The sequence below is a fragment of the Streptomyces sp. NPDC058579 genome, assembly GCF_042718575.1.
Lineage (GTDB): Bacteria > Actinomycetota > Actinomycetes > Streptomycetales > Streptomycetaceae > Streptomyces.
Genome location: NZ_JBHXPI010000061.1, coordinates 1 through 26,097 on the forward strand (window position 1 = coordinate 1; position 26,097 = coordinate 26,097).

The 26,097-nt window shown below is 71.3% G+C and carries 26 protein-coding genes; 20 read left to right on the plus strand and 6 right to left on the minus strand.

All coding sequences use genetic code 11. The features are described 5' to 3' along the window. The first annotated feature begins 320 nt into the window (after positions 1-320). The 10 genes from ACFWRO_RS34810 (at position 321) to ACFWRO_RS34855 (ending at position 8,358) form a co-directional block, all read left to right on the plus strand. Positions 321-827: a sortase gene (locus ACFWRO_RS34810; protein ID WP_384517959.1), complete on the plus strand. Its 507-nt coding sequence runs from the start codon at positions 321-323 to the stop codon at positions 825-827. Positions 828-918: 91 nt separating this feature from the next. Next, positions 919-1,590, plus strand: a complete 672-nt coding sequence (locus ACFWRO_RS34815; protein WP_384517961.1) for a class F sortase — start codon at positions 919-921, stop codon at positions 1,588-1,590. 112 nt (positions 1,591-1,702) lie between these two features. Beyond that, positions 1,703-2,971 (plus strand): alpha/beta fold hydrolase, encoded by a 1,269-nt coding sequence (locus ACFWRO_RS34820; RefSeq protein ID WP_384517963.1) that lies wholly within the window; start codon positions 1,703-1,705, stop codon positions 2,969-2,971. Between the two features lie 40 nt (positions 2,972-3,011). After that, entirely contained in the window at positions 3,012-3,644 is a 633-nt protein-coding gene (locus ACFWRO_RS34825; RefSeq protein ID WP_384517966.1) for an MBL fold metallo-hydrolase, read from the plus strand. Positions 3,645-3,674: 30 nt separating this feature from the next. Next, positions 3,675-4,454 (plus strand): exodeoxyribonuclease III, encoded by a 780-nt coding sequence (locus ACFWRO_RS34830; RefSeq protein ID WP_384517968.1) that lies wholly within the window; start codon positions 3,675-3,677, stop codon positions 4,452-4,454. A gap of 116 nt (positions 4,455-4,570) precedes the next feature. Next, the gene (locus ACFWRO_RS34835) at positions 4,571-5,008 is read left to right on the plus strand and encodes a DUF6278 family protein (RefSeq protein ID WP_384517971.1); all 438 of its coding nucleotides are present in this window, start codon (positions 4,571-4,573) and stop codon (positions 5,006-5,008) included. A 138-nt stretch (positions 5,009-5,146) separates the two neighbouring features. Beyond that, positions 5,147-5,893: an amino acid ABC transporter ATP-binding protein gene (locus tag ACFWRO_RS34840; RefSeq protein WP_384517974.1), complete on the plus strand. Its 747-nt coding sequence runs from the start codon at positions 5,147-5,149 to the stop codon at positions 5,891-5,893. A gap of 17 nt (positions 5,894-5,910) precedes the next feature. After that, positions 5,911-6,828, plus strand: coding sequence for a glutamate ABC transporter substrate-binding protein (locus ACFWRO_RS34845; RefSeq protein ID WP_384517977.1), 918 nt, complete (start codon positions 5,911-5,913; stop codon positions 6,826-6,828). 16 nt (positions 6,829-6,844) lie between these two features. After that, entirely contained in the window at positions 6,845-7,489 is a 645-nt protein-coding gene (locus ACFWRO_RS34850; RefSeq protein WP_384517979.1) for an amino acid ABC transporter permease, read from the plus strand. Then, entirely contained in the window at positions 7,486-8,358 is an 873-nt protein-coding gene (locus ACFWRO_RS34855) for an amino acid ABC transporter permease (protein WP_384517982.1), read from the plus strand. The genes ACFWRO_RS34850 and ACFWRO_RS34855 overlap by 4 nt, the downstream gene beginning before the upstream one ends. 52 nt (positions 8,359-8,410) lie before the next feature. On the opposite strand, the gene ACFWRO_RS34860 is transcribed toward ACFWRO_RS34855, so the two are convergent. After that, a complete protein-coding gene (locus ACFWRO_RS34860) occupies positions 8,411-9,985 on the minus strand; it encodes an alpha/beta fold hydrolase (protein ID WP_384517984.1) in 1,575 nt (524 codons plus the stop codon). A 137-nt stretch (positions 9,986-10,122) separates the two neighbouring features. Next, a complete protein-coding gene (locus tag ACFWRO_RS34865) occupies positions 10,123-11,307 on the minus strand; it encodes an Ig-like domain-containing protein (protein WP_384517986.1) in 1,185 nt (394 codons plus the stop codon). Positions 11,308-11,467: 160 nt separating this feature from the next. Between ACFWRO_RS34865 and ACFWRO_RS34870 the strand changes: the two genes are divergently transcribed. Further along, entirely contained in the window at positions 11,468-12,061 is a 594-nt protein-coding gene (locus ACFWRO_RS34870) for a hypothetical protein (RefSeq protein ID WP_384517989.1), read from the plus strand. Positions 12,062-12,105: 44 nt separating this feature from the next. Continuing rightward, positions 12,106-13,419 carry a cytochrome P450 gene (locus tag ACFWRO_RS34875; RefSeq protein WP_384517991.1) on the plus strand — a complete coding sequence of 438 codons (1,314 nt, stop codon included), beginning with the start codon at positions 12,106-12,108 and terminating at the stop codon, positions 13,417-13,419. 63 nt (positions 13,420-13,482) lie between these two features. Here the strand turns inward: ACFWRO_RS34875 and ACFWRO_RS34880 are convergent, their stop codons facing one another. The 3 genes from ACFWRO_RS34880 to ACFWRO_RS34890 all read right to left on the minus strand — a co-directional run bounded on the left by ACFWRO_RS34880 (position 13,483) and on the right by ACFWRO_RS34890 (position 16,430). Further along, a complete protein-coding gene (locus ACFWRO_RS34880) occupies positions 13,483-14,148 on the minus strand; it encodes a hypothetical protein (RefSeq protein WP_384517994.1) in 666 nt (221 codons plus the stop codon). A gap of 111 nt (positions 14,149-14,259) precedes the next feature. Beyond that, positions 14,260-15,744: a sensor histidine kinase gene (locus ACFWRO_RS34885; RefSeq protein WP_384517997.1), complete on the minus strand. Its 1,485-nt coding sequence runs from the start codon at positions 15,742-15,744 to the stop codon at positions 14,260-14,262. Continuing rightward, the gene (locus ACFWRO_RS34890; protein ID WP_384517999.1) at positions 15,741-16,430 is read right to left on the minus strand and encodes a response regulator transcription factor; all 690 of its coding nucleotides are present in this window, start codon (positions 16,428-16,430) and stop codon (positions 15,741-15,743) included. The genes ACFWRO_RS34885 and ACFWRO_RS34890 overlap by 4 nt, the downstream gene beginning before the upstream one ends. Positions 16,431-16,635: 205 nt before the next feature. Between ACFWRO_RS34890 and ACFWRO_RS34895 the strand changes: the two genes are divergently transcribed. From ACFWRO_RS34895 to ACFWRO_RS34905, 3 genes are read left to right on the plus strand one after another with little or no spacing between them, the layout of a single operon-like run. Then, entirely contained in the window at positions 16,636-18,006 is a 1,371-nt protein-coding gene (locus ACFWRO_RS34895; protein WP_384518002.1) for a ferric reductase-like transmembrane domain-containing protein, read from the plus strand. Positions 18,007-18,057: 51 nt separating this feature from the next. Beyond that, a complete protein-coding gene (locus ACFWRO_RS34900; protein ID WP_384518005.1) occupies positions 18,058-18,504 on the plus strand; it encodes an FMN-binding protein in 447 nt (148 codons plus the stop codon). Position 18,505: 1 nt separating this feature from the next. Continuing rightward, on the plus strand, positions 18,506-19,255 hold the full coding sequence (locus tag ACFWRO_RS34905; protein ID WP_384518007.1) for an FAD:protein FMN transferase: 750 nt from the start codon (positions 18,506-18,508) through the stop codon (positions 19,253-19,255). On the opposite strand, the gene ACFWRO_RS34910 is transcribed toward ACFWRO_RS34905, so the two are convergent. Further along, complete coding sequence (locus ACFWRO_RS34910; protein ID WP_384518010.1) at positions 19,245-22,166, minus strand: BTAD domain-containing putative transcriptional regulator; 2,922 nt, start codon at positions 22,164-22,166, stop codon at positions 19,245-19,247. The genes ACFWRO_RS34905 and ACFWRO_RS34910 overlap by 11 nt on opposite strands. An 80-nt stretch (positions 22,167-22,246) precedes the next feature. Here ACFWRO_RS34910 and ACFWRO_RS34915 point away from each other — a divergent pair, with 80 nt between their 5' ends. The 5 genes from ACFWRO_RS34915 (at position 22,247) to ACFWRO_RS34935 (ending at position 26,097) form a co-directional block, all read left to right on the plus strand. Beyond that, positions 22,247-22,789: a carboxymuconolactone decarboxylase family protein gene (locus ACFWRO_RS34915; RefSeq protein WP_384518013.1), complete on the plus strand. Its 543-nt coding sequence runs from the start codon at positions 22,247-22,249 to the stop codon at positions 22,787-22,789. 15 nt (positions 22,790-22,804) lie between these two features. Then, the gene (locus ACFWRO_RS34920) at positions 22,805-23,806 is read left to right on the plus strand and encodes a GNAT family N-acetyltransferase (RefSeq protein ID WP_384518015.1); all 1,002 of its coding nucleotides are present in this window, start codon (positions 22,805-22,807) and stop codon (positions 23,804-23,806) included. A gap of 58 nt (positions 23,807-23,864) precedes the next feature. After that, positions 23,865-24,437, plus strand: coding sequence for a dihydrofolate reductase family protein (locus ACFWRO_RS34925; protein ID WP_384518018.1), 573 nt, complete (start codon positions 23,865-23,867; stop codon positions 24,435-24,437). Beyond that, positions 24,434-24,811 carry a VOC family protein gene (locus ACFWRO_RS34930; RefSeq protein ID WP_384518021.1) on the plus strand — a complete coding sequence of 126 codons (378 nt, stop codon included), beginning with the start codon at positions 24,434-24,436 and terminating at the stop codon, positions 24,809-24,811. The genes ACFWRO_RS34925 and ACFWRO_RS34930 overlap by 4 nt, the downstream gene beginning before the upstream one ends. A gap of 68 nt (positions 24,812-24,879) precedes the next feature. Next, positions 24,880-26,097, plus strand: coding sequence for a glycosyltransferase (locus ACFWRO_RS34935; RefSeq protein ID WP_384518024.1), 1,218 nt, complete (start codon positions 24,880-24,882; stop codon positions 26,095-26,097).

A 26,097-nucleotide genomic window follows, 5' to 3' on the forward strand; every position in this document is an offset into this window, starting at 1 on the left:
TGTGCGGTGAAGCCTAGACACCTCCACCACACCGGAGGTCTTCGCCATGATCAAGACCAGACAGCGTTAACAACGCTCGTGATCAATACACCTAGCCCGTTCGCGCGCGGGACGCCACGCGTTTCCGGGCGCCGCCCGGGCCGCCGTGACCTGCGGCGATGACCTTCGGCAAGGACGATCAAGACCCCGACCGGGGGACACCGGGCGCGATCCTCGCGTTGCGGTGACCACCGGTCGGGGATCTTCTCGTGCACGGAGCACAGCACAGGCGCCGCGCGGCCCAGCCGGCCAGGAAAGCTCCGCCGAAGGAGAGAAGAAGCATGCGTCTCGCACGTACAGGTTCCCAGCTCGCCCTGGTCCTGACCGCAATCGCCCTGTCCGCACCCTCCGCCGTCGCGGCTCCCGCCGGTGACGCCTGGGTCAATCCGAGGAAGGCGTCCCCCGGTTCCACCGTCACCGTCAGCACCACCGCCTGCGGTACGGAGACGTACGGCAAGGGGGAGTCGGTGGCGGGCGGGAAGTTCCACCTCCTGCCCGGCGACCGGAAGGGCGTCCTGGTGGGTGAGTTCACGCTCCCGACGGACGCCGTCTCGGGCACGGACACCGTGACCCTCAAGTGCCCGCCCCGCGTCAAGGTGACCGTGACCTACCAGATCTCCGGCCGGCCGAACGGAGCCGTGGCGGCGGGCTTCGGCTGGGCCGCCGCTGCGGACGGGGACGGCGGCGGCAGTCCGTACGCCGTCGGCGCGCTGCTCCTCGGTGGCGCCGCCGCAGGTGTCCTGATCAGGATGCGCCGCCGCGCCGCCGCCGCCCGGAACTCCGCCTGAACCCACGCCCCACGTTTCAACCCCCGCACGCCCCACGGCCCCGGCTCCGCGAGGAGATCCGGGGCCGCCCTCCAGCGGAGGCACGATCCGCATGAAGAACGGCTCCGGGCCGAGGCCGGACGCGGCGCCGTCCCGGCGCGTCCCCTCGGTCAGGGCACTCGCCTGGACGGCGCTCGTCGGCATCGCCCTGCTCGCCTACGCACCGGACGGCGACGGCTCGCGGCCGGCGACGACGGAGCAGGCCCCACCGTCGCCCGCCCGGCCCGCCGCCGGAGCCGAACGGGACCGCACCGGACCCCGGCCGCTGCCCGCGTCCGACGCGGCGCGGCTCAGGATTCCCGACATCGGGGTCGACGTCTCCCTCATCCCCCTGGAACTGGACCGCGCCGGAGCACTCCGCCCCCCGCCCACGACGGACCCGACCGTGGCCGGCTGGTACGCCGACGGCCCCGCCCCCGGGGCGCCGGGCACGGCCGTGGTGGCCGGACACGTGGACACCCCGCTCGGCCCCGCCGTCTTCCACCGGCTCGACGCCCTCTCCCGGGGCGCCAAGATCGAGATCGAGCGCGAAGACGGCCGTACGGCCCTCTTCACCGTCGACGCGGTCGAGGTCCATCCCAAGGACCGCTTCCCCGACGACAAGGTCTACGGCGGTTCGGGCCGCCCCGAGCTGCGGCTGATCACCTGCGGCGGCGACTGGTCGAGCGACACCGGCTATCGGGCCAACACGGTGGTCTACGCGACCCTGACAGGGACGAAATAGCGCCCGTCGACGCGGGACGGGACCGCTGGTCTCGACCTGGCGATACGGGACAGGAGTCGCTGGTCTCGACCCGCCGATGAGGGAGCCGGGGAGAGATGAGAGGGTCGGGCGGGTGAGTGAGACACCGACGAACACCCTCCAGTACCGCCTCGACGGGAGAGAAGACGCCCCGGTTCTGGTCCTGGGCCCCTCGCTGGGCACGACCATGCACATGTGGGACCGGCAGATACCCGAGCTGACCCGGCAATGGCGCGTCGTCCGATTCGACCTGCCCGGGCACGGCGGGGCACCCGCCCGGCCCGCCACCTCCGTCGCCGAGCTCGGCGACCGGCTGCTCGCCACGCTCGACGAGCTGGGCGTCCAGCGCTTCGGCTACGCGGGTTGCTCCATCGGCGGCGCCGTCGGCCTCGACCTCGCGCTGCGCGCACCCCACCGGGTCGCCTCGCTCGCCCTGGTCGCCGCCTCGCCCCGGTTCGGCAGCGCCGACGAGTTCCGCCAGCGCGGGGTGATCGTCCGGGCCAACGGCCTCGACCCCATGGCCCGTACCGCCCCCGAGCAGTGGTTCACCCCCGCCTACTGCGCGGCGCAGCCCGCCATCGTCGAGTGGGCCGTGCAGATGGTCCGCACCACCGACCCCGGCTGCTACATCGGCGCCTGCGAGGCGCTCGCCCTCTTCGACGTCCGCGAGGCCCTCGGCCGGATCGGCGTCCCCGCCCTGGTCCTCGTCGGCTCCGACGACCAGGTCACCGGCCCCGCCGAGGCCCGGACCCTGGTCGCCGGGATCGCCGACGCCCGGCTCGCCGTCGTCCCCGGCGCCTCCCACCTCGCCCCCGTCGAGCAGCCGGCCGCCGTCACCGAGCTGCTCATCGACCACTTCGCCGGGATCGTCCACGACACCCAGGCCACGCTCCCGGCGCCGCCGATGCCGCCCGTCTCCGCCTCCGTCGTGCCCGTCGCCGAGATCGCGCCCGCCGTGCCGGCCGACGACGCCACCGGGAGCGCCCGCCCCGACCCGTACGAGCAGGGCGACAGGCTCCGCCGCGAGATCCTCGGCGACGCCCACGTGGAGCAGGCCAGAGCCGACGAGTTCGGCGCCGACCTCCAGGACCTCGTCACCCGCTACGCCTGGGGCGAGGTGTGGAACCGGGACGGCCTGGACCGCCGTACCCGCAGCTGCGTGACCCTGACCGCGCTGATCGCGGGCGGCCATCTCGACGCGCTCGCGGACCACACCCGGGCCGCCCTGCGCAACGGTCTCACCCCCGACGAGCTCCGCGAGGTCGTGCTCCAGACCGCCGTCTACTGCGGGCTTCCGGCCGCCGAGAGCGCCCTGCGCGTCGTTGGCAGGGTGATCAAGGAGGAGACCACGCCCCAGGCGTAGGCTGGCCGGGCCCGTACGGCCCGTCGTGAGGGGGAGTCCCGTGAAGCTGACGAAGAAGTCGCACGCCTGCGTCCGTCTGGAGAAGGACGGGCGGACACTCGTCATCGACCCCGGGAACTTCAGCGAGGAGGACGCCGCCCTCGGCGCCGACGTCCTCCTCGTCACCCACGAGCACCCCGACCACTTCGACGAGAACCGGCTCCGGGCCGGCCTGGAGGCCAACCCGGCGGCCGAGATCTGGACCCTGCGCAGCGTCGCGGACCAGCTGTCGGCCGCCTTCCCGGGCCGCGTCCACACCGTCGGCCACGGCGACACGTTCACCGCAGCCGGATTCGACGTCCAGGTCCACGGCGAGCTGCACGCGGTGATCCACCCGGACATCCCCCGGATCACCAACATCGGCTTCCTGGTCGACGGCGCGGTCTTCCACCCGGGCGACGCGCTGACCGTCCCCGATCAGCCGGTGGACACGCTGATGCTCCCGGTGATGGCCCCCTGGAACAAGATCTCCGAGGTCATCGAGTACGTACGCGAGGTCAAGCCGCGCCGCGCCATCGACATCCACGACGCCCTGCTCACCGACCTCGCCCGGCCGATCTACGACCGGCAGATCGGCGCGCTCGGCGGCACGGACCACGGCCGGCTCACCCCGGGCGACTCCACAGAGCTGTGACTGTCAGACCCCGCCGTTAGGCTTGCGCTCATGCGCATCGCGACCTGGAACGTCAACTCGATCACCGCCCGCCTGCCCCGACTCCTGGCCTGGCTGGAGAGCACCGGCACGGACGTGCTGTGCGTCCAGGAGACCAAGTGCACCGCCGAGCAGTTCCCCACCGACGAGCTGCGCGAGCTGGGGTACGAATCGGTGGTCAACGCAACCGGCCGGTGGAACGGCGTGGCCCTGATCTCCAAGGTCGGCCTCGAGGACGTCGTCACCGGCCTGCCCGGCGGGCCGGAGTACGAGGGCGTGCAGGAGCCCCGGGCCATCTCCGCGACCTGCGGACCGGTCCGGGTCTGGTCGGTGTACGTGCCGAACGGCCGCGAGGTCGCCCACGAGCACTACGCGTACAAGCTCCGCTGGCTGGAGGCCCTCCAGGCCGCCGTCACCGAGGACGCGGCCGCGGAGCGGCCCTTCGCCGTCCTCGGCGACTACAACATCGCCCCGACCGACGACGACGTCTGGGACCGCTCGGCCTTCGAGGGCCTCACCCACGTCACCGAGCCGGAGCGCGCCGCCCTCGCGGGCCTCCGCGAGACGGGCCTCGTGGACGTGGTCCCGCGCCCGCTCAAGTACGACCACCCGTTCACGTACTGGGACTACCGCCAGCTCTGCTTCCCGAAGAACCGGGGCATGCGCATCGACCTGGTGTACGGCAACAAGCCGTTCGCCGACGCGGTCAAGGACGGCTACGTCGACCGCGAGGAGCGCAAGGGCAAGGGCGCCTCCGACCACGCCCCGGTCGTCGTCGACCTGGACGTCTAGACCCGAGCCCCGTCGCTGAGCCCCTCGTAGTCGCTGATCCCCCTCCCGGCGCCCCACCTGGATGATCTCCGCGCGCCGGGTGGTGCCACGGGAGGGTGAAATGCGACGCTGTTCGGATGAACATCCCGTTCCTGGACAACTGGCGCAAGCGGCATGAGGCCGATCAGCCCCCCTTGGCCGCGGCCTTCGACCGCGATCCGGAAGGGGTGGGTGAGCTGCTCGCCGAGTGCGAGCTGCTGCGCGCCAGAGTCCAGGACCGCGGGGTGACGCTCGACGACAGCCCCCGCTCGCTCGCCGCCCTCGACCAGCTCTCGCCGCGCTGGCGCGACGATCCGGAGGAGCTGCCCTGGATCGGCAACGACGCCGGCCTCTATCTGGGCACCGTCATCGTGCGGAACGTGCCGGGCGCGAACTGGCAGGTGTGGCCCGGCGGACAGCCGGTGGTGCGGCTCGCCTCGGGGCGGGAGATCAACGTGGTCGAGGCCGGGCTCGACTGGGCCATGACCGGATCGCCGGAGCTCTCCCAGATGTACGGCGAGGCCGCCGAGTTCTGAGTTCCCGCACCCCGCCGAACACCCCTTTGCAGTAAATACGGCTTATACCGGTTTCACGCGTGTCGGCCATGAAGTCCCCTTTTGCGCCGGATAGTTTGCGCTGACCTCTACACGGTTGAAAAAGGGGCAGGGGAGCGTATGGCGGTCGTCGATCCGTTGATCGAGCTGCGTGACGTCAACAAGCACTACGGCACGCTGCACGTCCTTCAAGGCATCAGTCTCACCGTCGGGCGCGGGGAGGTGGTCGTCGTCATCGGGCCCTCGGGCTCGGGGAAGTCGACCCTCTGCCGGGCCATGAACCGGCTGGAGGCCGTCGAGTCGGGCGAGATCATCATCGACGGACAGCCCCTCCCGGAGGAGGGCAAGGCGCTGGCCCGGCTCCGGGCCGAGGTCGGGATGGTCTTCCAGTCCTTCAACCTCTTCGCCCACAAGACCGTCCTCGCCAACGTCTCCCTGGCGCAGATCAAGGTCCGCAGGCGCAAGAAGGAGGAGGCCGACCGGCGCTCGCGCGAACTCCTCGACCGGGTCGGCCTCGCCGCCCACGCCGACAAGTTCCCCGCCCAGCTCTCCGGCGGCCAGCAGCAGCGCGTCGCGATCGCCCGCGCCCTCGCCATGGACCCCAAGGCGCTCCTCTTCGACGAGCCGACCTCCGCCCTCGACCCCGAGATGATCAACGAGGTCCTGGAAGTCATGCAGCAGCTCGCCGGCGAGGGCATGACCATGGTCGTCGTGACCCACGAGATGGGCTTCGCGCGCTCCGCCGCCAACCGGGTCGTCTTCATGGCCGACGGCCGCATCGTCGAGGACCGCACACCCGAGGAGTTCTTCACCAGCCCGCGCAGCGAACGCGCCAAGGACTTCCTGTCCAAGATCCTCAAGCACTGAGCGGGGGTGGACGCCACATGCACCGTACGCGACGTCATCTCGCCGTCCTCGCGCTGCTCGCCGCCTCGTTGACCGCCCTGGTTGCCTGCGGCAAGGAGGGCAGTCCGCCCGTCAAGGGACCGCAGCCCGACGAACTCCCCGTCTACCAGGTCCAGTCGGCGTTCCAGCTGCCCGACTCGCCGACCTGGGAACGGGCGAGGAAACGCGGCCACCTCGTCGTCGGAGCCAAGGAGGACCAGCCCTACATGGGGGAGAAGGACCCGGCCACCGGAAAGTACTCCGGCTTCGACATCGAGATCGCCAAGATGCTCTCCGCCTCCCTCGGCTTCGACCCGGCCACGATCAGCTTCCGGACCATCGCCTCGGCCAACCGCGAAACCGCCCTGCAGAACGGCCAGATCGACTACTACGTCGGCACCTACACCATCAACGACAACCGCAAGAAGCTCGTCGGCTTCGCGGGCCCCTACTACATGGCCGGCCAGTCGCTGCTCGTGCGCACCGACGAGAACGACATCCACGGCCCCCAGGACCTCGACGGCAAGCGGGTCTGCTCGGCCGCCGGATCCACCCCGTACCAGCGGATGGAGCGGGACTACCCGAAGGCGGACCTCGTCGCCTACGACACGTACTCCGTCTGCGTCGACAACCTGCTGACCTACCAGGTCGACGCGGTCACCACCGACGACACGATCCTCATGGGCTACGCGGCCAAGGTCCCGAACGAACTCAAGGTCGTCGGCAAGCCGTTCTCGAAGGAGCCGTACGGCGTCGGGGTCCCCCGGAGCGACAACGCCCTGCGCTTCGCCCTCGACGACGCCCTCGCGTTCCACGAGAAGAACGGCGACTGGAAGAAGGCCTACGACGTGACCCTCGGCCTCTCGGGGGTGCCCGCCCCGCAGCCGCCCGCCATCGACCGCTACCCGGCGAGCTGAGGAGGAAGCGCCCGGCATGGACGTCCTGACAGACAACTTCGAGACCTACGGCGAAGGCTTCCTCGGCACCGTCGAACTCACCGTCTACTCCTCGGCCCTGGCCCTCGTCCTCGGCTTCGTGATGGCCGCCTTCCGGGTCGCACCGGTCGGCTCCTTCCGGGTCTTCGGCACGGTCTGGGTCACTATCCTGCGCAACACCCCGCTCACCCTGCTCTTCTTCGCCGTGATGCTGGGCCTGCCGCGCTTCGGACTCGTGCTCCCCTTCGAGCTGTTCGCCGTCCTCGCGCTCGGCTGCTACACCTCGGCGTTCATCTGCGAGGTGCTGCGGTCCGGCATCAACACCGTGCCGCGCGGCCAGGGAGAGGCCTCGCGGAGCCTCGGCATGACCTTCAGTCAGACCCTCAACGCGGTCGTGCTGCCCCAGGCGTTCCGCTCCGTCATCCCGCCCATCGGCTCCACCCTGATCGCGCTCGCCAAGAACTCCGCCATCGCCGGGGCGTTCAGCGTCAACGAACTCCTCGGCACCTACAAGACATTGAGCGAACTCGGCTACAACATCGTCTGGACCTTCGTCTGGATCGCCGTCGGCTATCTCATCATCACCCTCACCATCAGCGCGATCTTCAACGTCATGGAGAAGCGCTGGGGAGTCACCCGATGACCGATTCCACCGCCCTCTACGACATCCCGGGACCGCACACCCGCAAACGCCATCTGATCTACGGCCTCATCTCGACCGTCGCGATCCTGGCCCTTGCCGGCTGGATCCTCTATCTCCTCTTCGACACCGACCAGTTCACCGCCACCAAATGGTCGCCCTTCGAATACGAGGGCATCCAGGAGCTGTTGCTCCGCGGACTCGGGAACACCCTCAAGGCCTTCGCGTACGCCTCGGTGCTCTCGCTCGCGTTCGGCGCCGTCCTCGCGGTCGGCCGGCTCTCGGAGCGCGCGGTCTTCCGCTGGGTCTCGACCGTTCTCGTCGAGTTCTTCCGCGCCATGCCCGTCCTGGTGATGATCTTCTTCATCTTCGTGGCGCTGAAGGTCCAGCCGCTGCCGGCGCTGGTCGCCGGACTCACTCTGTACAACGGCTCGGTGCTCGCCGAGGTGTTCCGTACGGGCGTCAACTCGGTCGACCGGGGACAGGGGGAGGCCGCGTACGCGCTCGGCATGCGCAAGACCCAGGTGATGACCTACGTCCTGGCACCGCAGGCGCTGCGCGCGATGCTGCCCGCCATCATCAGCCAGTTGGTGGTCGCGCTGAAGGACACCTCGCTCGGATACCTCATCACCTACGAGGAGTTCCTGCACGCGGGGAAGCTGATCGCGTCCAACCTCGACTACGACCTGCCGTTCATCCCCGTCGTCATGATCATCTCGCCGATCTACATCGGGATGTGCATGCTCCTCTCCTGGTTCGCCACCTGGGTGGCCAGGAGGGAGCGACGCAGTCCCAAGACACAGGCCGTGGACGTCGCCCCGGCCGAACCAGGGACGCTGCTGCCGGGTGGGGATCCCCCCACGCGGCCGTAGCGGCCGTGCAGTAGCTCGCGGGGAGCCAAGCCCGCCCGGCAGCAGCCGGTGATCACTCCGCTCGCAGTGGGACCGACAGGTACGAGGGGTCGGCCGCAGGGGAGGAGAAGGTCAGCTGCGCGCCGGTCGGGTTGTGCTCGATGTAGAGCGGGTCCACGGTGTCGACGACCAGGGCGAGCCGGTGGCCCGCGGGTACGTCGTAGGCCGTGGAGAACAGCTCCAGGTCCACGGGGAAAGGAGTGCCGGGAGTCTTGCCGTGGAAGGTGTACGGCGCGTTGCTGACCAGTTTGCCGAGGCCGAGCGGGCCCACGTCGTAGAGGTACGCGACGAGGGTTCCGCTCTCCTTGGTGGAGGTGACCGTGGTGTGCAGCTTCGCCGTACCGCGCACCCGCTGGGGCGTGTCGTACCGCTCCGACTGCCACACCCCGGCGAAGGAGCGGGGGAGGAGCGGGATCGAGGCGACCGGCGGGGCCTTGATCAGCTGGTCCAGGAGGTTGGAGAGCAGCACCACACCGCCGTTGGCGCCGGAGTCGATGTTCGCCCAGATCCGCTGGGAGCCGCCGAGGGCGATCTTCCGCTCGTTCGCGCCGACCGACTTCCAGTCCGGGTAGCCCTCGTAGCCGCCCGTGGACCGGGACTTGAGCTGGACGGGCTGCTCGCGGTCGATGCCGTTGTCGACGCCCTTGAGGTGGTGGTCGAACCAGCGGTGGGCGCTGGTCCAGGTGTCGTTGGGCAGTCCGAACAGGCCCGTCGCCTCGGCGGTGGCGTGGTCGCCGGGGCGGAACTCCAGGCGCTTGGGACCCTGGAGCTTCTCGTAGAAGGAGGCGTACTGGTTGGGCGGGAAGATCGTGTCGCCCCAGGCGTTGCCGAGCATGATGGCGGCGCCGTTGGCGTTGATCCGGTCGAGGTAGGCGGCCGGTGACCGCTTCTCGCCCCAGGCGATCATCTCGCCTTCCTTGGCGAGGTTCGAGGAGAGGAAGTCGCCCAGGATCGCCTTGAGTTCGGGACCGGGGCGGCCGGTGAGATAGCCCGCGCCGCCGAGCAGGGCGGCGGCCTGGAGGTGCTGGGTGCGGCCGCTGTAGATGGACTCGATGAGGTCCGCCCAGCCGCTCAGCGCCGCGACGGCCTTGATCCGCTTGTCGTGGGCGGCGGCGAGGAGGCTGATCCCGGCGCCGTAACTCACGCCCGCCATACCGACCTTGGCCGGGTCGGCGGGGGTGTTCGCGAGCGCCCAGTCGATGACCTTGGAGGCGTCGGCCACGTCCTTGGGGCCCGCGGTCTCGATCTCGCCACCGGACTGCCAGAAGCCGCGCGAGTTGTAACTCACCACGACATAACCGGAGTCGGCGAGCTTCTTCGCCTGGACGAGGTACTCGATCTGGGGCATGGCCCAACTGGTGGGGAGCACGATCACGGGATAACGGGCACCGGTGCCGGCTCCGGCGCCGGCCGGGGTGACGACATTGGCCTTGAGGACGGTACCGCCGTCGCCGGCGATGTCGACGAAGCGTACGGAATTGGCGGCGTCGGTGGCGGCGGGCGGGGCTGCGTGGGCGGCGGGGGCGAGCCCGAGGGCCGTCCCGGCCACCAGGGCGGCCGAGACGGCGAGGGTGAGAGGTGCGCGCACGGGGGGTCACTCCTTGCTCGTGTCACTGGTGGGGACAGTGCAAAAGTGACCCGACGGTAACCGGCCGGACTTACCTTAGGTAACTGGTCGGTAAGTTACGCGAGGGTAACGATTGTTGAACGCGCGTACGTCAGTGATCAGCGCAGGGCGCTCTTGGCCTGCCAGTCGGCCCAGGAGAGGTTCCACTCCCCGTACCCGTTGTTCAGCGCCTGCGTCCCCTTGGCGTCGGAACCGGTGACCTCGAAGGGGTCGCCAACCTGCACCGCGTCGTACACACTCTTCGCGTCGGCGTCGCTCATACCGATGCAGCCGGAACTCTTGTTGGCGCTGCCGAAGTACGCCGCGTTCCAGGGCGCCGCGTGCGCGTACATGCCCGACCAGGTCAGCCGCATCGAGTAGTCGACCATCTTGTCGTAGGCGTCACCGAGGCCGACGGTCTCGGAACGCATGTTGATGGTGCCCTCCTTGGACATCAGGACCGTCTTGCCGCGCCACGACGCCTTCTCGCCACCGGGCGTACCGGCCGACATGGGGACGTCCTTCACCGTCTGACCGTCGCGCAGCAGCGTCAGCCGGTGGTTGTCGAGGTCCACCTTGACCAGCTGGTTCTTGCCGATCGAGAAGGTGGTGCTGTAGTCCCGGACGAACCAGCCGCCGGCGGTGCCGGAGTCGATCCCGCTCAGGGTGGCGTCCAGCGTGACCTTCGTACCGGACTTCCAGTACTCCTTCGGCCGCCAGTCGACGCGGTCCTTGCCCGACCAGTCCTGCATCCAGCCCCAGGAACCCTCGGTGTTGTTCGAGGTGGTGACCTTGAGATGCTTCTCCACGTCGGCCTTGTTCTTCACCGGGTGGTCGAAGACGATCGACAGCGGCTGGGCGATGCCGACCGCGGTGTTCTTCCCCGGGGCGAGCGTCAGCTTGTTGACCTTCTCGGGCGCGGCGGTGGTGAACGCGGCCTTCGCGGTCGCCCCGCCGCCGTCCCGCGCCTCGACGGCGTACGCGGTCCCGGGCGTGGCGTTCCGCGCCGACGTCCACTTCTTCCCGTCCGCGGACACCTTCCCCTCCAGCCGCGCACCCTTGGAGTCGGTCACCGTCACCTCGCGCAGCTTCCCCTCGGCGAGCGTCACGGTGACCGGCTCACCGGCCTTGGCGCTCTCACCGGTGAGGTTCACGGATATCCGCATGGGCGGAACCTCCTTCCCCCCGCCGTTCCCGCCATCGCCCCCGGCGGCCGCCGCACCCCCGGAACACGAACTGAGCGCGGCGACGGCGAGGACCCCGGCGGTGGCGGTGAGCAGGGCGCGCGGGCGGATGCGGTTCACAGGGACAACCTCCGTAGTGATCTCTCTTGCCGAAGGAAGAGGGCAGAGGGCGGCCGGAGGTTGCGATAATCCGATGCATTTCGGTGATGTCGGATGTGAGATGGGCGATACTCGGCCACCGCAACCGCCTGGCCGCCCCGCCGCGAAGGAGTACGACCGCATGTCCGCCACCACCCCCGGGCTCTCGCCGTACCAACAGGACCTGAGGGAGCGCGTGCTCGCCGCACCGCGGGTCGACCCGCCCGCTCCCTGGCACTCGGTGTTCCAGCCGTACGCCGCCGTGGGCGGACTGCTCGGGATCGGCTTCGGGGTGGATCCCCGCAGCGGGAACGACCTCGTCATGGTCGTCTCGAGCACCGGGCACGGGCTCTTCGACGCCGTCTCCGGAGAGAAGATCGCCCGCGACCGGGACCCCGAGGACGACACACCCGACGGCCCCGATCTCTCCTGCCCCGGACTCGGACCCCTGACGGGGCAGCGGGTCCACATCGCCGGGCTGTACGGCGGCGGGCTGCACACCACCGCCCACGGCGGGTGGTGCGTGGACGCCGTCGCGCCCGCCTGGCCCCACCACCGCGTCCTGCTCTCCGGCGAAGGCGGGGCGCCTTGGCGCGGGCTCCACGGGGAGACGTGGTGGCACGTGTTCGACGCGACCTGGTCCGAGCTCCGAGCCGCCGGCTTCTCCCCGTCCGGACGGACGCTCGCCGTCGCGACGAGCAGCGACCTGACCCTCTGGACGCGCGCCGGGGAGTGAGGGGCCGTCTGGAAAAGCGGGGTCCGGCAGGCCAGGGTGGGGGCGTGGCGAGTGACAGTGACGTTCCCGATGCCTTCGATGCCTTCGACGCCAGCGATGTCTTCGATCCGAGGATCTATGCCGACGGCGTCCCGCACGACGCCTACCGCGCGCTACGCGAGCGGTGGCCCGTCGCCTGGCAGGAGGAGCACGAGGTCCTCGGGTGGCCCACCGGGACCGGGTTCTGGGCCGTCACGCGGCATGCCGACGTCGTAAGGGTGCTCAGGGAGCCCGATGCCTACTCCTCTTACCTGGGCGCCACCCAGATCCGTGATCCCGACCCCGCCGACCTGCCGTTCATTCGGCGGATGATGCTTAATCAGGACCCCCCGCACCACGGCCGGCTCCGCCGGCTCGTCAGCCGGGCCTTCACACCCGGGCGGATCGAACGGTTCACCGAGACCGCGCGAGCGCGCGCCCGGGAGCTGCTCGCGGGCGCCCTGGACGCCGGGCCCGAGACCGACCTCGTCCGGGCCGTCACCGACGACTACGCGCTGCTCAACCTCACCGACCTGCTCGGCGTGCCCGCGAGCGACCGGGGCCTGCTGCTCGCCTGGACCGAGCGGGTCATCGCCTACCAGGACCCCGACGAGCCGCCTGTCCTCGACGACCTGGGGCGGCCCGTCAACCCCCGCTCGCCCGCGATGCTCGCCGAGATGTTCGCGTACGCGCAGCAACTCGCCGCGTACAAGCGGAGGAATCCAGGCGACGACGTCATGAGCGTGCTCGCGGGGTCCGAACTCCGGCCCGTCGAGCTGGAGATGTTCTTCTTCCTGCTGACCGTCGCCGGCAACGACACCGTCCGCAGCGCCGCCCCCGGCGGACTGCTCGCCCTCGCCCGGCACCCCGACGAACGCCGAAGGCTCTGGAGCGGGGAGGTCGCCCTGGACCGGGCCGTCGAGGAACTCCTGCGCGTCCACCCGCCCGTGCTCTCGTTCCGGCGGACCGCGACCCGCGACACCGAACTCGCCGGCCGACGCATCGCCGCCGGCGACAAGGTCGTCGTCTTCCACGCCTCCGCCAACCACGACGAACGCGTCTTCGCCGACCCCCACCGCCTCGACCTGGCCCGCCACCCCAACCCGCACGTCTCCTTCGGCGAGGGCCCGCACGTCTGCCTCGGCGCGCACTTCGCCCGGCTCCAACTCCGCGTCCTGCACGAGGAGGCGCGTCACACCCTGGGCGACCTCGAACTCACCGCCCCGCCCCGCCGCCTCGTCTCGAACTTCGTCAACGGCCTCAAGTCGTTGCCGGTTCGGCTGCGGGCGCGGTCCGGATCGCCCCACGGCGATCGCGGGATCTCCGGAGCAGGCGGCTAGCAGCGAGGGACAGCAGAGGAAAGTGACCCTGGGTCGGAACGGCGAGAGAGGTGATCTAGTCGCTCAGGACACTCCGGGGGCGTGCACGGTGATGGTGTCGGCTCCCCACCTCACCGTCCTCCCGCACGCGAGGCCGCGTTCCGCGAGGTGCGGACCGAGCCGCTGGATGCGGCCGCGGAGGGCGGGGAGCGTCATCAACCGCCCCGGCGCTCCCAGGAGTCGGCGGATGTCGTGGCAGCAGACCGGTCCGGGGAGCGCGCAGAGGACCTCAAGGAGCAAGGCCTGCGTACGGAACGACGGAGCGCCTTCCCCCTCCCCTTCCACGTCTCCGTCTCGCGTCGGCACGGGTCTGATCCGGCGCAGCCAACGCAGATCCGCGCCGAGCCGGGCGCCCAGGACTCCCGGCAGGGCGTTGCGGTCCAGGACGTTGACCGCCCCGGCGGTGAGGAGCGCGGCGGAACTCCCCTCCTGCGCGGTCGACACGACCACGTGGGTGACGAGGGCCAAGGACCGTACGTACGACTCCAGTTCGCCGGTCGAGCGCGGAGTCGCGCTGTCGAGCAGGGTCAGCCGGCCGCGCCGGCCGTCCCGGCCGCGTTCGACGGCCTGACTCCAGGTCAGCGGGACGAGGGCGTGGCCGCAGGCACGCCGGAGCATGGCCACCCATCCTTCGTCCCCGTCGAGAGAGACCACCGCGATGTGCGCGGGGCCTGCGGACGCGACCACCATGATTCGCCTCCATGGCCCTTGTCGATACCGCGAGCAATCTACTTACCTGTTAGGTAGGAGATGCCTCGCAAATGCCACTGAGGCCGACAAATGGCTCACGATGGTGTGCGGTCATGCAGAACCCGGAGCCGATCGGGCAACGGCCGCCGGCGGCCCCTGGGGCGGCTCAAAGCGCGGCAGCTCCAGGACGAAGGCGGTGGCGCCCGGCTCGCTGCGCAGGGTCAGGGTGCCGCCGTGCGCGGTCACCAGGGAGCGGGCCACCGCGAGGCCGAGGCCGCTACCGCCGTTCTCGCGGCTGCGGGCCTTGTCGACGCGGTAGAAGCGGTCGAAGATCCGGCCGTGGTCGGCGTCCGGTATGCCGGGCCCCGTGTCGGCCACGACCACCCGGAGGGCCTCCGCCGTCACGCCCACCGTCACGGACACGCGCGTCCCCGGGGGCGTGTGGACGGCCGCGTTGGTGAGCAGGTTGTCGAGCACCTGGCGGACGCGGACCGGGTCGAGGCTCAGCGGCATCGGCCGGGACCCGGCGTCGAGGGTGAGCGGATGGCCGGGGTGGGCGGCACGGAAGGCGTCGGCGGCCTGCCGGACGAGGTCCGCCAGATCGTACGGTTCCAGGCGCAGCGGCGCGTCCACCTCGGCGGCGTCGAGCCGCGCGAGCAGCAGCAGGTCGTCGAGGAGGATGCCCATGCGCGCGGCCTCGGAGCGGAGCCGGGCGAGGTGCCTGTCGCGCTCCTCGGGGACGTTGGCGGCGGCGTACTGGAACAGGTCCGCGTAGCCGCGTACGGACATCAGCGGGGTGCGCAGTTCGTGCGAGGCGTCGGCGACGAAGCGGCGCAGCCGCTGCTCGGCCTCGGCGCGTACGGCGAGCGAGTCGTCGATGTGCTCCAGCATCGTGTTGAACGCGGTCCGCAACTCCTCGACCTCGGGTCCGCCGCCGGCGCGGTCGGCGCGCAGCGGCAGGCGGGACGCCGATTCGCTGAGGTCGTGCGAGGCGATGCCGTGGGCGGTGTGCGCCATGTCGCTGAGGGGTTTCAGGCCGCGGCGCAGCAGGATCCGCCCGAAGACGACGAGGGCGAGGAGGGCGACCGTGAACGCGATCACCTGGACCGTGATCAGCTGCTCCATGGTGTCCTCGATCTCCGCCATCGGGGCGGCGCTGACCAGGACAACTCCGGGCACGACCTCGCAGGCCCGCAGCCGGTAGGCGCCCTTGCCCTCGATCCGCGCGGTGCTCGTGACATCGCCGGTGGCGTCGGCGCGCGCCTGGGCGAGGGCGAGGAACCCCGCGGTGTCGTCGGGCACGTCGGCGGGCCGGCGCAGCGCCGCCGTACCGTCGTTGACGTCGTACACGGCCGTGTACCACCCGTAGTACGGCTGTCGCTTGACCGTGCCGTGCTGGGCGGCGTCCTTGGCCTGGACGTTCTGCACCAGCTTCAGCTGGGCGACCTGCTGGTGGCCGAGGTAGTCGCGCATGTACGCGGTCAGGCCCGTGCCGACGACGGCGAACGCCACGAGCGACAGCACGCCGAGGCCGAGCGCGAGCCGGGTTCCGAGGCGGAGTCTGCGGTACGTGTCGCGCAGCCGCGGCCTGCTCATTCGGCGGCCTCCCTGACCACGTAGCCGAAGCCGCGCACGGTGTGGATCAGGGGGCTGCCGGTGGCGTCGAGCTTTCGGCGCAGCCTGCTGACGACCAGCTCGACGACGTTCGAGCGGCCGCCGAAGCCGTACTCCCACACGTGGTCGAGGATCTGCGCCTTGGTGAGCACGGTCGGGGACTTGCGCATGAGGTAGCGCAGCACCTCGTACTCGGTCGGGGTGAGCGTCAACCGGTCTTCCCCGCGCCGTACTTCCCGGGTGTCCTCGTCCATCGTCAGATCGGCGACGCGCAGGACGGACCGCTCGTATCCCGGCCCTGAGCTGCGCCGCAGCACGGTGCGCAGCCGGGCCATCAGCTCCTCGACGGCGAACGGCTTGACCAGGTAGTCGTCGCCGCCGCGGGTCAGCCCCGCGACCCGGTCGGCGACGGTGTCGCGCGCGGTGAGGAACACCACGGGCACCATCGTCCCGGCCGCGCGCAGACCGTCGAGCACGCCGAAGCCGTCGATGTCGGGCAGCATCAGGTCCAGGACGACGATGTCGGGGGCGAAGTCGGGGGCCAGCCGCAGCGCGTCCCGGCCCGAGTTGGCCGTGAGGGCGTCCCAGCCCTCGTAGCGGGCGACCGTCGCGACGAGGTCGGCGATCGGTGGATCGTCGTCCACCACCAGCACGCGTATCTTCTCCACCCGCCCATCTTGCGCCACGTGCGCGGCGGCGCGGCCCCCGCGGATCGGGGCCGGGGCACTTCGATACGGAGTTGAAAGTCTCCTGACAGGGGATCGACAGGTACCTGCGGCCAAGCTCTCTCCAACGGGTCGACGGACTCGACCCGCTCGACCGACACAAGCCGCTCGACCGACTCGAGCGACTCGATCCCGGAGGTTCCGGCCCGTGACCGCTGCTGTCCCCGCGACGTCCGCGCCGCCGTCCCCGACGCCGTCCCCGCCCGATCCCCGCTCGGGGCCGCGCCCCCGGGTGGTGGCCCGTACCGGCCTGTACGCCCTGCTCGCCGCGAACGCGGCGGTCGTCGCGTACTTCTTCTCCCAGGCGGGCTTCGCGTCCAACGCGCTGATCGTCCTGGGCCGCCTCTTCGGCCTCTACGGCGCCCTGTTCATGGCCCTCCAGCTGCTGCTGGTCGCACGGCTGCCGTGGTTCGACCGCCGCATCGGCATGGACCGGCTCACCTCCTGGCACCGAGTGACCGGCTTCGGGCTGCTGTGGACGCTGGTCGGACACGGCGTCTTCATCGCCTTCGGCTACGCCGAGTCGTCCTCGCTCGGCCCGGTCGACCAGCTCATCGACCTCGCCGAGACGACCGAGGGCGTGCTGCGGGCGATCGTCGCGATGGTCCTCATCCTGGTGGTCGGCGGCGCCTCGGCCCGTTGGGCGCGGCGCCGACTCGCGTACGAGACCTGGCACTTCATCCACCTGTACACCTACGTCGCGGTGGTCCTCGCCTTCACGCACCAGGTAGCGGCCGGCACCACGTTCACGACCTCACCGGCGGCCACCGCGTACTGGTACGGCCTGTGGGGCTGCGCGCTCGGCGCGGTGTTCGCCGGCCGCGTCGCGCTCCCCCTCCGCCGCAACCTCCGGCACAAGCTGCAGGTGTCGGCGGTCGTGTCGGAGTCCGACCACGTCGTCTCCGTGTACCTGACGGGCCGCGACCTGGACCGGCTCCCCGCCCGCGCGGGCCAGTTCTTCCTGTGGCGGTTCCTGACGAAGGACCGCTGGTGGCAGGCGAACCCGTACTCCCTGTCGGCCGCCCCCGACGGCACCCATCTGCGGCTGACGGTGAAGGCGTCCGGCGCGGGATCCGCGTCCCTGCGCCACCTTCAGCCGGGGACCCGGGTCTTCGCCGAAGGCCCCTACGGCGCCTTCACCACCCTCCACCGCACCCGCCCGGACGCCCTGCTGATCGCGGGCGGTGTCGGCATCACCCCGATCCGCGCGCTCCTGGAGGAGCTGCACGGCCATGCCGTGCTCGTCTACCGCGTCTCCGCCCCGCAGGACGCCGTCCTCTACGGCGAACTGCGGGAGCTGGCCGCCGCCAAGGGCGCGGCGCTGCACCTGATCAGCGGCCCGCCGACCCCCGACCCGCTGGCACCGGACGCGCTCTCCGCGCTCGTCCCCGACCTCGCAGGGCGCGACGTCTACGTCTGCGGCCCGCCCGGCATGACCGGCGCCGTGCTGCGCAGCCTGCGCGCCCTCGGCGTACCCAAGCGGCAGGTCCACTTCGAGCGCTTCAGCCTGGCCGGCTGAACCGCCGACACAGCAGACACAGCAGGCACAGCAGACAAAGAGGAACCTCACGTGAAACGAGCACTGCCCGCCCTGGTCCTGTCGGCCGCAGCCCTGATACCGGTCTGGCTGTACACCCCGGGGATCGCCACGTCCTCCGAGCCGCCACCCACCCCGGCGGAGGCACTCCCCGCACCGATTCCCTCGTCGACCTCCTCCACGCCCCCGGCGTCCTCGCCGACGACGGCTCCCTCCACCACCCAGGTGATAGCCGGGTCGACGGTCCCGACCGAGAAGGGCGAGGTCCAGGTCGAGGTGACGCTGACGGCGGGCCGGATCACCGCGGTACGCGCCCTCAAGGCACCCCCGCACCCGCAGACCACGTCGGCGATGCCGAAGCTGGTCGAGTCGACTCTGGAAGCGCAGAGCGCCGACATCGACGCGGTCACGGGGGCGACGATCACCAGCGACGGTTACAAGGAGTCCCTCCAGGCAGCTCTCGACCAGAAGAGCGCCTGACGTGAACCGGGTCGAGCACGTCATGGGCCTGCCGGTCTCTCTCCGCATCGACGACGCGTACGTCCCCGAGGGGGCGGCGGACGCGGTCTTCGCGTGGCTGCGCGAAGTCGACGCACGGTTCAGCCCGTTCAAGCCGGGGAGCGAAGTGTCCCGCTTGAACCGGGGCGAGCTGAGCACCTCCGAGATCAGCGCGGACCTCGCCCATGTCCTGGAGCTGTGCGAGCGGTACCGCAAGGAGAGCGGTGGCGCCTTCGACGTACGGCTCCCGGGCCGGGGGCTCGACCCGTGCGCCGTCGTCAAGGGCTGGTCGGTGCAGCGCGCCGCCGAGTTGCTGTCGGCGGCCGGGGTACGGCGGTTCTGCCTGAACGCCGGTGGCGACGTGGTCGCCGCCGGCGGCCCCTGGCGGGTGGGCATCCGTCACCCGGAGGAGGCCGACCGGCTCTGCGCGGTCCTGGAACTGACCGACGCGGCGGTCGCCACGTCCGGCCACTACGAACGCGGCGCCCACATCCTCGACGCCCGCACCGGCCGCCCCGCCACCGGCCTCCTCTCCCTCACGGTCGTCGCCCCGACCCTCACGGAGGCGGACGCGACGGCGACGGCGGCGTTCGCCTTGGGCACGGACGGCATCGCGTGGGCGGCCGCCCGCCCGCACTGCGAGGTCTTCGCCGTCGACGCGACCGGCAAGGTCGTCCGCACACCGGGGCTGCCCACAGCGCGCGCAGATGGGCTTACGGCGGTCAGGAGTTGACGGTGGGCTCGGGCAGCTCGGTGAGGAAGGTGCGGATCTCGTCGGCCTCGGGGACGGCGAGGGCGGTGTAGAGGTCGAGGGCCTGTCGGGCGTGGTCGTGGGCGAGGTCGACGCGGCCGAGGTCGCGGTGGACGCGCGCCAGGCCGGCGTGGGCGCGGGCCTGCTCGGGGCGGTAGCTGAACTCGCGGGCGAGGGTCAGCGCGGTGTCGTGCTCGGCCGCGGCTTTGGCGAGGTCGCCCATGGACCGGGCGGCTTCCGCGAGGGCGTTGAGCGACTCGGCCTCGTCCCCGGGGAAGTCGAACTTCCGGCTCAGCTCCAGGGCCTGGTGGTGTTGCCGCCGGGCCTCGTCGTGGCGGCCCTGCCGTTGGTACAGCAGCCCGATGTTGTTGAGCACGACGGTCTCGCCGATGCGGGATCCCGTCTCGCGGTACGCGTGCAGCGATCGCCGGTGGTGCTCGTGGGCGTCCTCGTACCGTCCTTGGCGTTCGTGGACGATGCCGAGGTCGGTGAGGCATCTGGCTTCGCCACCGCGGTCGCCGAGCTCCCGGAAGAGCGCGAGGGACTGCGCGGAATGGTCGTAGGCCCGGTCGTAGTCCCGCTGCCGCGTGGCGACGGTGCCGAGGGCCGCCAGTGCGCTGGCCGCGACGCGCTGGTCGCCGGCCTCGCGCGCGAGGTCCAGGGCCTGCCGGAAGTGCTCGGCCGCTTCCTCGTAGTCGCCGTGCCACCAGAAGTGCACCTGGCCGAGATCGATGAGCGTGCGGGCTTCGGCGGCTTTGTCGCCGCTCCGGCGGGCGGCTCCCAGTGCCAGGCCGCCGAGGGCCAGCGCGTCGGCCTGGTGGGCGTGGCCCAGCAGGTAGCGGTGCAGGGTGGCGGCCAGTTGGCCGGTGTGCGGGAGCCGGTCGTGTTCGGCCGCGTAGTGGCCGGTCGCCAAGAGGTTCGCGCGTTCCCTGTCCAGCCAGGTGATCGCCTCGGCCTCGTCCTGCGGGGGCCAGGCCGGGGTGTCCGGTGCGGGGATGCGCGGCCTGCGGTCCTTGCCCTCGGGGTAGAGGTGGTCGATGGCCGTGCTCGCGGTGTGGAGATAGTGGTGGAACAGCCGGTCGAGGGCCTCGCTCCGGGCGTCGGCGGACTCCTGGGCGGCCGCGGTGGCGAGGGCGTGTTCGCGCAGCAGGTCGTGGAAGGTGTAGCGGCCGAGCTGATGCTGGGTCAGGACGTGGGCGTCCAGGAGGTCTTCCAGGAGCGTCTCGGCGTCGTCGAGCGGGAGGTCGGCCAGCGCGGACGCCGCCTCGGGGCTGATGTCACGGCCGGGCTGGAGCCCCAGGAGCCGGAACATGCGTTGCTGATCCGGAGTCAGCTGCTCGTAGGAGAGCGTGAACGCCGCCGCCACTCCTCGCTCCGACGTGGCCAGTTCGGAGAGTCTGCGGCGCTGGTCGCGGAGCCTGTCGGCCAGGTACGCGACGGTCCAGCGCGGGCGATGGTGCAGGCGGGCGGCGGCGATACGTACGGCCAGCGGTAGGAATCCGCACAACTGCAGGACGTCGAGGACCGCCAGGGGTTCGGCGGCCGCCCGCTCGCCGACGATCGCCGTGAACAACTCCACGGCGTCCGCCGCGGGCAGCACGTCCAGGGACAGGGCGTGTGCCCCGTCCAGGTCGGTCAGCCGTCGGCGGCTGGTGATCAGGACGAGGGCGCGGGAGGCTCCGGGCAGCAACGGGCGTACCTGGTCGGCGCCGAGGGCGTTGTCCAGGACGGCGAGCACGCGACGGCGGGAGAGTTCGGACCGCCACAGCGCGGCGCGATCGGCTACCGACGCGGGTATCTGCTGGGCGGGCAGGCCGAGTTGGCCCAGAAGGAGTTCGAGCGCGGCACCGGCGTCGAGCGGCGCCTGGCCGGCGGTGTGCGCCTGTAGGTCGACGAAGAGCTGTCCGTCCGGGAACTGGTCCGCGAGGCGGTGCCCCAGGTGGACCGCGAGCGTCGTCTTGCCGACGCCCGCCATCCCGTCGATCGCCGAGATCGTCACGACGCCGCCGTTGTTGCCCGACCACAGGCCGATGAGCCCGTCGAGTTCGCCTTCGCGTCCGGTGAAGTCCGGGACGTCGTACGGCAGGAAGCTGATCCCCTGCGGCTTCGCCGCCTCCGGCGAGGTGACCGGCGGCCGTAGATCGGGGGCGTCCCGCAGGATGTCCTGTTCGAGCTTGCTGAACGCGTGGCCGGGGTCGAGGCCCTGCTGTTCGGCCAGGGTCGCCCGGAAGGTCCTCGCCACATCCAGCGCGTCGGTCTGGCGTCCGGCGCGGTGCAGGGCGAGCATCAACTGGCCGCAGAGCCGTTCCCGCAAGGGGTGGGCCGCCGCGTGGACGGACAGTTCGTCGATGAGGTCGTCGTGCCGCCCGCGGGCCAGTTCCAGCTCGGCCAGCCGCTCGACGGCGGTCAGCCGCTGCCCGGTGAGCCGTGCTCGGGCGCTCTCGGCGTAGTGGGCGGTGATGCCGGCCAGTGGCTCGCCCCGCCACAGCGCGAGCGCGCCTCGAATCTGGTCCGCCGCGTCCCCGGTGTCCCCGGTGTCCCCCAGGTCGTCGGTGACGGCCGGGGCCTTGGCGACCAGGCTGCTGAACTCGTCCAGATCGAGTTGCCCCGGCTCGGGGGTGATCACGTACCCGGCCGGCCGCGTGGCCAGCATCCCGTCGACCTCCGAAGCGCGCAGCATCCGCCGGATCGCGGCGATCGTGGTCTGGATCTGCGCGCGGGCGGAGTCCGGCGGCAGCGGCCCCCACATCGCGTCGATCAGGCGATCCGTGCTGATCACGACCCCGGCGTGCAGCAGCAGGTAGGCGAGCACGGCGCGGTGCCGGGGTGCCAGACCGGGCGCGTCCGAACCGGGACCCACGGCCTCCACCGGGCCGAGGATCGTGAACCGCATGCCGTCACTCCAGGGGTCGCCATCGCGTGCATCGAAGAAGCATCGGGAATGTATCAAGATCGACCTGCATGGTTACCGGCATGCACCTCCACACCGTCGAACCGGAGATCGCGACCGGTGAATCCGCAGCTCTGTTCACCGCCACCCACCAGGCCTTGGGGGTCGTCCCCAACCTGGCCAGGGTGATGGCCAACAGCCCGGCCGTACTGAAGGGGTACGTGGGCCTCCTCACCGCCCTGAACACGGAGGGAACCCTGTCGGCGGCCGTGCGCGAGAGCATCGCGTTGCTGGTGGCGCAGGAGAACGGCTCCGACTACTGCCTGTCCGTGCACGCGTTCCGCGGGACCAGGACGGCCGGGCTGAGTACGGCGGAGGCCGACCGCGCCCGCCGGGGCAAGGCCGACGACCCCTGGGCCGCCGCCGTCCTGGAGCTGGCCGCCGTGGTGGTCCGTGACCGCGGAACCGTCACCGACGAGCAGCTGGCCGCGGCCCGGAGCGCCGGCCTGTCCGACGGGCAGATCGTCGAGGTCGTCGCCCACGTCGCCCTCAACGTGTTCACCAACTACCTCGCCACGACCGCCCGTGTCGCCATCGACTGGCCGCTCGTGCGCCACACCGACTGAGAGAAAGCCATCACCTTGCCCACTTCAGTACAGATCCGTCCGCTCCAGCACGTTTCGGCCGCCGAAGCCCTCGCGTGGCACCAGGTCGTCGCCGCCTCGACCGCCCACGACCTGCCCGGAGTACCCACCCCCGACCCCGGACAGATCCACGCCCAGCTCACCGGGCCCGCTCTGGGCAGCCACCGGCTGACCTGGCTGGCCACCGGTGCGGACGGCACCCCGGTCGGCGTCGCCGCCCTGCGGGTGTTCACCTCCCCCGGCCAGGACCACCTGGCCGAACTGGAACTCCACGTCGACCCCGCACACCGCCGCCTGGGAACCGGCTCCCTCCTGCTGGAGGCGGCCGTGGCGGCCTGCCGCGCCGAGAACCGGCGCAGCCTGATCACCACGGCCCCGGCCGACGGCCCGGGCGAAGCCTTCAGCACGCGCCGGGGCTTCCGCCGCGCAATGACCTTGGACCACCTCATGCTGCGCCCCGACGAGCTGGACCGGGCCGACCTGCTCCTGCTCGCCGATGCCGAGCACCCCGGCTACCGGCTGACCGGCTGGACGGGAACGGTTCCCGACGCCCTCGCCGACGCCTTCGCGGCGGCCAAGAACGCGATGAACGACATGCCCGTCGGCGACCTGGACTACGGCAGCGTGGCGTGGGACGCGGACCGCGTCCGCGCCATGGCCGAGGTGGTCGCGGCTCGCGGGGACACGCTGCTGACCATCGCGGCAGTCCACGACGACGGCACCATGGCCGGCTACACCGAGATCCTGCTCCCCCAGGGCTCCGGGCCGCGTGCCCAGCAGTACGACACGGCGGTCGTGCCCGAACACCGCGGCCACGGGCTCGGGTTGTGGGTCAAGGCCGCCATGGTGCGCCGGCTGGGCGCCGAGCACCCCGGCGTCGTCGAGATCGAGACGGACAACGCCGACGACAACGTCCACATGCTGGCGGTCAACCACCGCCTGGGGTTCCGCTCCTACCGGCGCACGCGCGAGTTCCAGCTCGACGTGCCCACGACCTGATCCGTACCCACACCCAAGCCCCCACCCACGCTCGCACCCACCTGGAAACGAGAAGCACTTGCGCAAGCTGACTTACTACATCTCCGCCACCCTGGACGGCTTCATCGCGGGACCCGAGGGCGAGTACGACTTCCTCCCCTTCGACGGCGAGGAAGCGGCGGCGATCCTGGCCGACTTCCCCGAGACCATGCCCACGCCGGCACGTGAACCGTTCGGCGTCGCCGACCGGGCCGCCCAACGGTTCGACACGGTCATCATGGGCCGCGCGACCTACGACCCGGGCCTGAAGGCCGGGCTCACCAGCCCGTACGCCCACCTGACGCAGTACGTCGTCTCCCGCACTCTCATCAGCCCCGATCCGGCCGTGACGGTCGTCGACGACCCGGTCGCGCTCGTCCGTGAGCTCAAGGAGCAGGACGGCCTGGACATCTGGCTGTGCGGCGGCGGCAAGCTGGCGGCCGTGCTGCGCGACGAGATCGACGAACTGATCATCAAGCGCCACCCGATCTTCCTCGGATCCGGCATCCCCCTGTTCGACGGCCCGTTCATTCCGACGAGGTTCGCCCCGGTCGGCACGCGGTCCTTCGACTCCGGTTTTGCCATCACCCACTTCGCGAAGGTGCAGTCATGAACGTCTCCTCCTCCACCCTCTCCCTCACCGTCGCCGACGTGGACGCCTCCCGCGCGTTCCTGTGCACCCACCTCGGTTACGAGGTGGCCATGGCCGACGACGGCTTCGCGTCCCTGACCCGCGGGGACGCCGCCGTCGACGTCGTCCTGCTCCGCGCCGGTACGGCGGTCCTCCCGCCCGAGCAGCGCGACCAGCGGGTGGCCGGTCTGATCCTGGCGCTCACCGTCACCGACCTCGCGGCGGAGGAGGCCCGGCTGCGCGCGGCGGGCGCCCCCATCACCATGCCGCTGCGCGAAGAGCCGTGGGGCGAGCGGCTGTTCCAGATGACCGACCCGAACGGTGTCGTCGTCCAGCTCGTCGAATGGGCGACGTGACCAAGACGTCGCGGGAACCGCAGAAATCACAGAATCCACAGAGTCCACAGAATCGGGAGATTCACGAAGTGCGTGTGCTGTTGTCGACGTATGGGTCGCGTGGGGACGTCGAACCGCTGGTGGGGCTCGCGGTGCGGTTGCGGGAGCTCGGCGCGGAGGTGCGGGTGTGCGCCCCGCCGGACGAGGACTTCACGGAGCGGCTCGCCGGGGTCGGCGTGTCCGTGGTGGGTGTCGGGCAGTCGGCCCGCGCGCTGACGACCGCGGCTCCGCCGCCGTCGAAGGCCAATCTGCCGCAGCGCGCGGCCGAACTGATCGCCAGTCAGATGCAGGTGATACCCGCGGCGGCCGAGGGGTGCGACGTGCTGATGGCGACGGGCGCGATGCCGGCCATCGCCGGTGCGCGGTCGGTGGCCGAGAAGCTGGGCATCGGCTATGTGTCCGCGATCTTCCAGCAGTTGACGCTGCCGTCGCCGCAGCGCCCGCCGCTGGCCTACCCCGGGCGGCCGTTCCCGCCGGAGGTGACCGACAACCGGGCCCTGTGGGAGCTGGACGCCCAGAGCATCGACGCGCTGTTCGGCGAGGCGCTGAACACCAATCGGGCGTCGCTCGGTCTGCCCCCGGTGGACAACGTCCGCGACTACGGCCTCGGCGACCGGCCGTGGCTGGCGACGGACCCGGTGCTCGACCCGTGGCTGGAGACGCCGGAGCTCGACGTCGTACAGACCGGCGCGTGGGTGCTGCCCGACGAGCGGCCGCTCCCGGCGGACCTTGTGGCCTTTCTGGAGGCCGGCGCGCCGCCCGTGTACGTGGGGTTCGGCAGCATGGCCGTACGTGCGGGTGAGGAGGCGGCCCGGGTGGCCATCGAGGCGGTCCGCGCGAAGGGCCGCCGGGTCCTCGTCGGGCGTGGCTGGGCGGAGCTGGGCCTCATCGACGACCGGGACGACTGCTTCGCCGTCGGCGAGGTCAACCATCAGCGGTTGTTCGGCCGCGTGGCCGCCGTCGTGCACCACGGCGGTGCGGGTACGACGACGACGGCCGCCCGGGCCGGCGCTCCGCAGGTGGTGGTGCCCCAGCTGGCGGACCAGCCGTACTGGGCCGCCCGCGTGGCCGACCTGGGCGTCGGCGCGGCGCACGACGGCCCGACGCCGACCTTCGAGTCCCTGTCGGCGGCACTGACGACGGCCCTGACCCCAGAGACGGAGGCACGGGCGAAGGCCGTGGCCGGCAGGGTCCACACCGACGGGGCGATGCGCGCGGCAAGGCTGCTCCTCGACGCCGCCAACTGA

Excerpts from the sequence above, each read along its gene's own strand:
- ACFWRO_RS34870 (WP_384517989.1), top strand. The coding sequence starts at position 11,468 with ATGTCCGCCACCACCCCCGGGCTCTCGCCGTACCAACAGGACCTGAGG.
- ACFWRO_RS34855 (WP_384517982.1), top strand. The coding sequence starts at position 7,486 with ATGACCGATTCCACCGCCCTCTACGACATCCCGGGACCGCACACCCGC.
- ACFWRO_RS34810 (WP_384517959.1), top strand. The coding sequence starts at position 321 with ATGCGTCTCGCACGTACAGGTTCCCAGCTCGCCCTGGTCCTGACCGCA.
- ACFWRO_RS34815 (WP_384517961.1), top strand. The coding sequence starts at position 919 with ATGAAGAACGGCTCCGGGCCGAGGCCGGACGCGGCGCCGTCCCGGCGC.
- ACFWRO_RS34845 (WP_384517977.1), top strand. The coding sequence starts at position 5,911 with ATGCACCGTACGCGACGTCATCTCGCCGTCCTCGCGCTGCTCGCCGCC.
- ACFWRO_RS34835 (WP_384517971.1), top strand. The coding sequence starts at position 4,571 with ATGAACATCCCGTTCCTGGACAACTGGCGCAAGCGGCATGAGGCCGAT.
- ACFWRO_RS34830 (WP_384517968.1), top strand. The coding sequence starts at position 3,675 with ATGCGCATCGCGACCTGGAACGTCAACTCGATCACCGCCCGCCTGCCC.
- ACFWRO_RS34885 (WP_384517997.1), bottom strand. The coding sequence starts at position 15,744 with ATGAGCAGGCCGCGGCTGCGCGACACGTACCGCAGACTCCGCCTCGGA.
- ACFWRO_RS34930 (WP_384518021.1), top strand. The coding sequence starts at position 24,434 with ATGAACGTCTCCTCCTCCACCCTCTCCCTCACCGTCGCCGACGTGGAC.
- ACFWRO_RS34915 (WP_384518013.1), top strand. The coding sequence starts at position 22,247 with ATGCACCTCCACACCGTCGAACCGGAGATCGCGACCGGTGAATCCGCA.
- ACFWRO_RS34840 (WP_384517974.1), top strand. The coding sequence starts at position 5,147 with ATGGCGGTCGTCGATCCGTTGATCGAGCTGCGTGACGTCAACAAGCAC.
- ACFWRO_RS34910 (WP_384518010.1), bottom strand. The coding sequence starts at position 22,166 with ATGCGGTTCACGATCCTCGGCCCGGTGGAGGCCGTGGGTCCCGGTTCG.
- ACFWRO_RS34880 (WP_384517994.1), bottom strand. The coding sequence starts at position 14,148 with ATGGTGGTCGCGTCCGCAGGCCCCGCGCACATCGCGGTGGTCTCTCTC.
- ACFWRO_RS34850 (WP_384517979.1), top strand. The coding sequence starts at position 6,845 with ATGGACGTCCTGACAGACAACTTCGAGACCTACGGCGAAGGCTTCCTC.